The following is a 5,870-nucleotide window of genomic DNA, read 5'->3' on the forward strand; positions in this document are numbered from 1 at the left end:
CAGCGCATCCTGCTCCGAGGCGATCCGCGCCAGCAGGGCATCGCGCGTCGCGCTCATCGCCCGGCCTCTGCGTGCAGCCAGGCATGGGCGCCGAGCGTCAGCGTCTTCACCACGCCGAGCCACTCCGCGATGTCGGTGTGCTCGTCCGGCATGGCGACATTCGTGGCCGTCGTGCCGTAGGTGAAGGCGGGCACACCCTTCGCGCGCCACTTGCGCGCATCGGTCGCGGCGAGCGAGGCGATCGCGCGCGGACGGAACCCGCAGGTCGCCGAGCAGGCCTCGGCGAGTGCTGTCACCATCGGATGCTTCGGGCTCGACCAGGTCGGTTCCGAGAGGCCTGTCACCTCCAGAGTGGCCTCGGGGAAAGCGGCGAGGATGCGCTCGATCTCGGCCATCACCGTGCCGCTGCGCTCGCCGGGTGGGATGCGGACGTCGAACTCGAGCCGGCACTCGCCCGGAAGCATGTTCACCTTCGTGCCGCCGCGCACGACGCCGAGGTTGAGCGAGAACTGCCGCATCACCCGGGCCGCGCCGGGAAGGTGGATGCGATCCATCTCCGCCGCACCCTCATCGAGCGCACGCGCGACCTCCGGCTCCATGGCGACCGGAAGCTCGGTCACGGCATCGAGCGCGGCGACCAGGCGCGCGGCGATGCGCGTGGCACTCGGGCTCTTGTGCGTGTACGCGCCATGGCACCCCGGCGTGCGCACGGTAACGGCGAGGCGCAGGATGCCCTTCTCGCCGAAACGGATCGTGGTCGGCGCGCCCGGCTCGGCGTTCAACAGACAGTCACCCAGCACCTCGGGGTGGCGATCGACGAGATACTGGGCACCCCAGGTGCCGCCGGTCTCCTCGTCCGATACGGCAGTCAGGGTGACGCGGCCGGGCAGGGTGTCGGCGAGGCGCGCCAACCAGATGTGCGCGAACAGCAGCGCGACCGTGCCGTTCTTCATGTCGGAGACGCCGCGGCCGTAGACGCGGCCATCAACCACCGCGCCGCCCCACGGATCATGGTTCCAGCGATGCGCATCATCGCAGGGAAAGACGTCGATATGGCCGTTCAGGACAAGATGCTTGCCGGGGTGTCCGCCCTCGATCGTGGCAATCAGATTCGGTGCATGGGCGAGCAGTGCCACGGTGCAGTACGACTGACCGGCCTGCTCCAGACGCGACGCCAGCACGCCGGTTGCCTCGCGCGTGTCGCCGGGAGGGTTTGGGCTGGCCGCACGCGCGAAGCGGGCGAGGACGTCGATCAGATCGGGCGTCTCCGCCTCGATCCAACGCAGAAGCTGCGCGCGTTGCGCCTCGATAGTCACAGCGAGATCTCCCGCACGCGCAGACACGCCGCACGATGCTCCGGGACGACGTCCTCAAGTCCCGGTTCACTCGCCTCGCACGCGGCAATCGCAAAGTCGCAGCGTGGCGCAAAGCGGCAACCGCGATGCGGGACGGCGCCGCCCGCAAGCAGCTTGGCCGGCAAGGGCACGGGCGTCACCGACGGATCGGGCACCGGCACGGCCGCGATCAGCGCGCGCGTATAGGGGTGCAGCGGACGGCGCAGCACCTCGGCTACCGGCCCGTGCTCGACGAAGCGACCGCGATACATCACCGCAAGCTCGTCGCAGACCGAGGCGACGATCGACAGATCGTGGGTGATGAACACCATCGCCATCTCGCCGTCGTGCACGAGCCGCTGCAGCAATCTGAGGATCCCGGCCCGCACCGAGACGTCGAGCATCGAGACCGGCTCGTCCGCGACCAGCAGCCGCGGCCGCAGCACGATCGCGCGCGCGATCGCCACACGCTGGCGCTGCCCGCCCGAAAGCTCGTGCGGAAACCGGTCGAGATAGGCAGCGCCAGGGCGGAGTTCCGCGTCCTCGAGCGCCGCGATCGCGCGGTCGCGTCGGTCGGCCAACTCACCGATGCCGTGGATCAGCAGCGGCTCCTCGACCGTGCGGCCGACGGTGAACCGCGGGTTGATCGAGCCGAAGGGGTCCTGGAACACCATCTGCACGCTACGCCGGAAAGCCGTATCAGGCTTCCGCCCGAGCGCGCGACCGCCGATCCGGATCTCGCCTTCGGTCGGCACCTCGAGCCCGACCAGCAGGTTCGCGAGCGTCGATTTGCCGCTGCCGCTCTCACCTTCGACTTCATCGCCAAGCACCGCTTCCCGGCGCTCTCCCGCGTCGACGAGGCGGTGGAGAGTGCCGAAATCACCGGCGACCTGACCGTGCGGCTGAAGCTGCGCACACCCTATGCGCCGTTCATCGCCAACGTGCTCGGCTATGCCTTCCTCGCGCCGAAGCACATCTGGGAGAACGTGCCCTCGAACCTTGCCACGCCGGCGGACTGGCCGAACGACAAGCCGGTCGGCAGCGGTCCATGGAAGCTCGTCGAGTGGAAAAAGGCCGAATATCTCCAGCTCGCCGCCAACGCAGACTTCTTCATGAAGCCCAAGCTCGAGGGCATGGTGGTGCTGCCGGTGCCGCAGATGGAGAGCATGGTCGGCATGCTCGAACGCGGCGACTCCGACATGCTCGCCTGGAACCTCGACATGACGCTCGGCGCGCGGATCAGCCGCAACCCCGACCTCGATGTGGTGCGCACGCCGACCCACGGGCAGCACGAGATCCGGGTGAACCTCGCGATGGCGCCGACCAACAACAAGGCGTTCCGGCGCGCGCTCCAGCACGTGACCGACCGGAAGAAGCTGCTGGAGATCATCTTCTCGGGCGCCGGCGTGGTGTCGAACGGCGCGCCGATCACGCCCGCGCTCGAGTCCTGGGCCAATCCGGCGATCAGTGCACCCGAGGTCTCAGTCGACAAGGCGCGCGCCGTTCTGCGCGATGCCGGCTTCTCCTGGAACGCCGATGGCAGGCTGCTGATGCCCGCCGCCTGATGGCGTTCTGGTGGTACGCGGCACGGCGTGCGGCGCACACCGCCGTCACGCTCGTGCTGCTGATCGTGTTCATGTACGTGCTGTTCCGGCTGATCCCCGGTGACCCGACCACGATCCTGCTCGGCACCGGGGATCTGCCGCTCGAGGCGCAGCAGCGGCTGCGCGAGCTCTGGGGACTCGACCGCCCGCACTGGGAGCAGTTCCTCGCCTATGCGCTGAACCTCGCGACCGGCGATCTCGGCATGTCGTTCTACTTCCGCCGGCCGGTGATCGAGATCGTCTGGCCGATGCTGCTCAACACGCTGGTGCTGATGACCCCCGTCGTGGTCATCGCGATCCTGCTCGGCGTGGCGATCGGCACCTGGCTCGGCTGGCGCCGCGGCGAGCGGATCGAGGAGATCGGCGCGGTGCTGGCGCTGATCCCGCGTGCGCTGCCGGTGTTCTGGATCGGCATCGTGCTGCTCGCGCTGTTCGCCTACGAGCTCCGCTGGTTCCCGATCGGCGGGATGCGCCAGCCCTTCTTCTTCGCCGAGACCTGGTGGCAGGAACTGCCGTTCTTCGATGTCCTGCGCCATCTCGTGCTGCCGGTGACCGCCGGCGTGCTCACCTCGATGGCCGATCCGCTGATGATCCAGCGCACCGCGCTGATCGAGGTCCGGCACGAGGACTTCATGACGCTCGCCCGTGCGCGCGGCCTGACCGAGCGTGCGCAGCGCCGCCTCGCGCGCCGCAACGCGTTCCTGCCGGTGCTGACCTACTCGGCGATCATGGTGGGCTTCGCGTTCGGCGGTCAGGTGCTGCTGGAGGTGGTGTTCAACTGGCCCGGCATCGGCAGGCTGATGGTGAATTCGGTCAGCCAGCGCGACTATCCGGTGGCGCAGGCGACGTTTTTCCTGATGGCGGCCGCCGTCGTCGGGCTCAATCTGGTCGTCGATCTCGCCTATGGCTGGCTCGATCCGCGCATCCGCCATGAGTGACGCGACGCTGGCGATGCCCCGGCCGTCCCGGCTGCGCGAGCTCGGCGGGGCGCTGCTTCTGCCCTTCGCCTCCTGGTCCGGCGCCTTCGGCGCGGTCGTGCTCGTGACCGTCGTGCTGGTCGCGGTGTTCGCGAACTGGCTCTCGCCCTACGACCCGCTGATCAACCACTTCGACGCGGCGGGGCAGCTGCGGCGCCTCGAACCACCCTCGGCCGCGCACTGGCTCGGCACGACCTATTACGGCCTCGACGTTCTGGCGCAGCTGATCCATGGCACGCGGATCGTGCTGATCGTCGGCATCACCTGCGCAGTCCTAATCGCGCTGATCGGGACCAATATCGGTCTGGTTGCCGGCTACTACGGCGGGCGCGTCGAGACCGTGCTGATGCGCGCGACCGACCTCGCCTTCGGCATCCCGTTCATCCCCTTCGCGGTCGTGCTCGTGGCCCTGCTCGGACCTTCGCTCTGGAACACGATCATCGCGATCAGCCTGCTGATGTGGCGCAGCACCGCGCGCGTGATCCGCTCGCAGGTGCTGTCGCTGCGGGAACGCGGCTTCGTCAAGGCGGCACGGATCGCCGGCGCCTCCGACCTGCGCATCCTCTACGTCCACATCTTTCCGAACGTGCTGCCCATGGCGCTGCTCTATGTCGCCTTCGACATCGCCTGGGCGGTGCTGGCGGAGGCCTCAATCGCGTTCCTCGGCTTCGGCGATCCGCAGCAGACGAGCTGGGGTCAAATGCTCTACCTCGCCTACGTCTCCGGCTCGATCCGCCAGGCCTGGTGGTGGACCATCCCGCCCGGCGCCACGCTCTCGCTGTTCGTGATCTCGGTGTTCCTGATCGGCCGCGAGTACGAGCGGCTGGCCAATCCGCGGCTACGCTGATGCTGGCCGTCGAGAACGTCTCGATCGTGTATCGCGCGCGAACAGGCCCGGTGCAGGCGGTCTCGGACGTCAGCCTGACGCTCGCGCCCGGCGGCTCGCTCGGCCTCGTGGGCGAGTCGGGCTGCGGCAAGAGCACCCTCGCGCTTGCCGCGCTCGCGCTGTTGCCCCCCGAGGCGCGAGTGACGGCCGGCGCGATCCTGCTCGAAGGCCAGGATCTCGCACGGATGCCCGAGACGGCGCTGCGTCCGCTGCGCTGGCGGCGCATGGCCTACGTGCCGCAGAGCGCGCAGAACGCGCTGGTGCCGGTGCACAACCTGCGGCGGCAATTCCGCGACACGGCTGCCGCGCACGGCATGCGCGCCGCCGAGGCTGACGCGCGCGCGGCCGCGCTGCTGCGCCGCGTCGAGCTCGACCCTGCGGTGCTCGATCGGTTCCCGCACGAGCTCTCGGGCGGGATGCGCCAGCGTGCGATGATCGCACTCGCGCTACTGTTCGATCCCGCCCTGCTGGTCGCCGATGAGCCCACCACCGGGCTCGACGTGATCGTCCAGCGCCAGGTGGTGGACCTGCTGCGAGACCTCAGGCGCGAGCGCGCGCTGGCACTCCTGTTCATCAGCCACGATATCGGTGTGGTCGCCGAGCTCTGCGAGCACGTCGCCGTGCTGTACGCCGGCATGGTGATGGAGAGCGGCCGCACGGCGGAGGTGTTCGCGCGCCCGGACCACCCCTACACCATGGGGCTGCAGCGCGCCTTCCCCGACATCCGCTTCCCCGAGCGCAGCGTCGTCTCGATCGCCGGCTATCCGCCGCGCCTGGCCGCGGCGCCGGTCGGCTGCCCCTTCGCGCCGCGCTGCCCGTTTGCCGAAGAGGTCTGTCGCAACGCCACGCCGCCGCTGGTGGAGACCTCGCCCGGTCGGCGCGTGGCCTGCCACTTCGCCGACCGTGCCGAGGATCTGCGCCAGCGTGCGCGCGAGCCGGCGCTGTGGGAAGCGGCCGCATGAACGCCGCGGTCGAGGTCGCCGGCGCGCGCAAGGAGTTCGTCGCCGGGCGGCGGCTGTTCGGCGCCGGCACGGTGGTCGCCGCCGTCGACGGCGTCAGCTTCACGATG

At 69.6% G+C, this 5,870-nt stretch carries 6 protein-coding genes and 1 pseudogene; 4 read left to right on the forward strand and 3 right to left on the reverse strand.

Annotated features, from left to right (window positions below):
- Positions 1–53 precede the first annotated feature (53 nt).
- From ACTIFU_RS22000 to ACTIFU_RS22010, 3 genes and pseudogenes are all read right to left on the reverse strand, one after another.
- A complete protein-coding gene (locus ACTIFU_RS22000; RefSeq protein WP_439580465.1) occupies positions 54–1,316 on the reverse strand; it encodes a M20/M25/M40 family metallo-hydrolase in 1,263 nt (420 codons plus the stop codon).
- On the reverse strand, positions 1,313–1,738 hold the full coding sequence (locus ACTIFU_RS22005) for an oligopeptide/dipeptide ABC transporter ATP-binding protein (RefSeq protein ID WP_439580469.1): 426 nt from the start codon (positions 1,736–1,738) through the stop codon (positions 1,313–1,315). The genes ACTIFU_RS22000 and ACTIFU_RS22005 overlap by 4 nt, the downstream gene beginning before the upstream one ends.
- A gap of 15 nt (positions 1,739–1,753) precedes the next feature.
- A pseudogene (locus ACTIFU_RS22010) lies at positions 1,754–2,131 on the reverse strand (ABC transporter ATP-binding protein); the annotation flags it as partial.
- On the opposite strand from ACTIFU_RS22010, the gene ACTIFU_RS22015 reads away from it, so the two are divergent.
- The 4 genes from ACTIFU_RS22015 to ACTIFU_RS22030 are packed head-to-tail and all read left to right on the forward strand — an operon-like array spanning position 2,033 to position 5,763.
- Positions 2,033–2,899 carry an ABC transporter substrate-binding protein gene (locus tag ACTIFU_RS22015; RefSeq protein WP_439580470.1) on the forward strand — a complete coding sequence of 289 codons (867 nt, stop codon included), beginning with the start codon at positions 2,033–2,035 and terminating at the stop codon, positions 2,897–2,899. The pseudogene ACTIFU_RS22010 and the gene ACTIFU_RS22015 overlap by 99 nt on opposite strands.
- Entirely contained in the window at positions 2,899–3,876 is a 978-nt protein-coding gene (locus ACTIFU_RS22020) for an ABC transporter permease (protein WP_439580466.1), read from the forward strand. The genes ACTIFU_RS22015 and ACTIFU_RS22020 overlap by 1 nt, the downstream gene beginning before the upstream one ends.
- The gene (locus tag ACTIFU_RS22025) at positions 3,869–4,762 is read left to right on the forward strand and encodes an ABC transporter permease (protein WP_439580467.1); all 894 of its coding nucleotides are present in this window, start codon (positions 3,869–3,871) and stop codon (positions 4,760–4,762) included. Before ACTIFU_RS22020 ends, ACTIFU_RS22025 begins: the two co-directional genes overlap by 8 nt.
- Positions 4,762–5,763: an ABC transporter ATP-binding protein gene (locus ACTIFU_RS22030; protein ID WP_439580468.1), complete on the forward strand. Its 1,002-nt coding sequence runs from the start codon at positions 4,762–4,764 to the stop codon at positions 5,761–5,763. Before ACTIFU_RS22025 ends, ACTIFU_RS22030 begins: the two co-directional genes overlap by 1 nt.
- Positions 5,764–5,870 lie beyond the last annotated feature (107 nt).

This window comes from Elioraea sp. (assembly GCF_051860475.1).
Lineage (GTDB): Bacteria > Pseudomonadota > Alphaproteobacteria > Acetobacterales > Acetobacteraceae > Elioraea.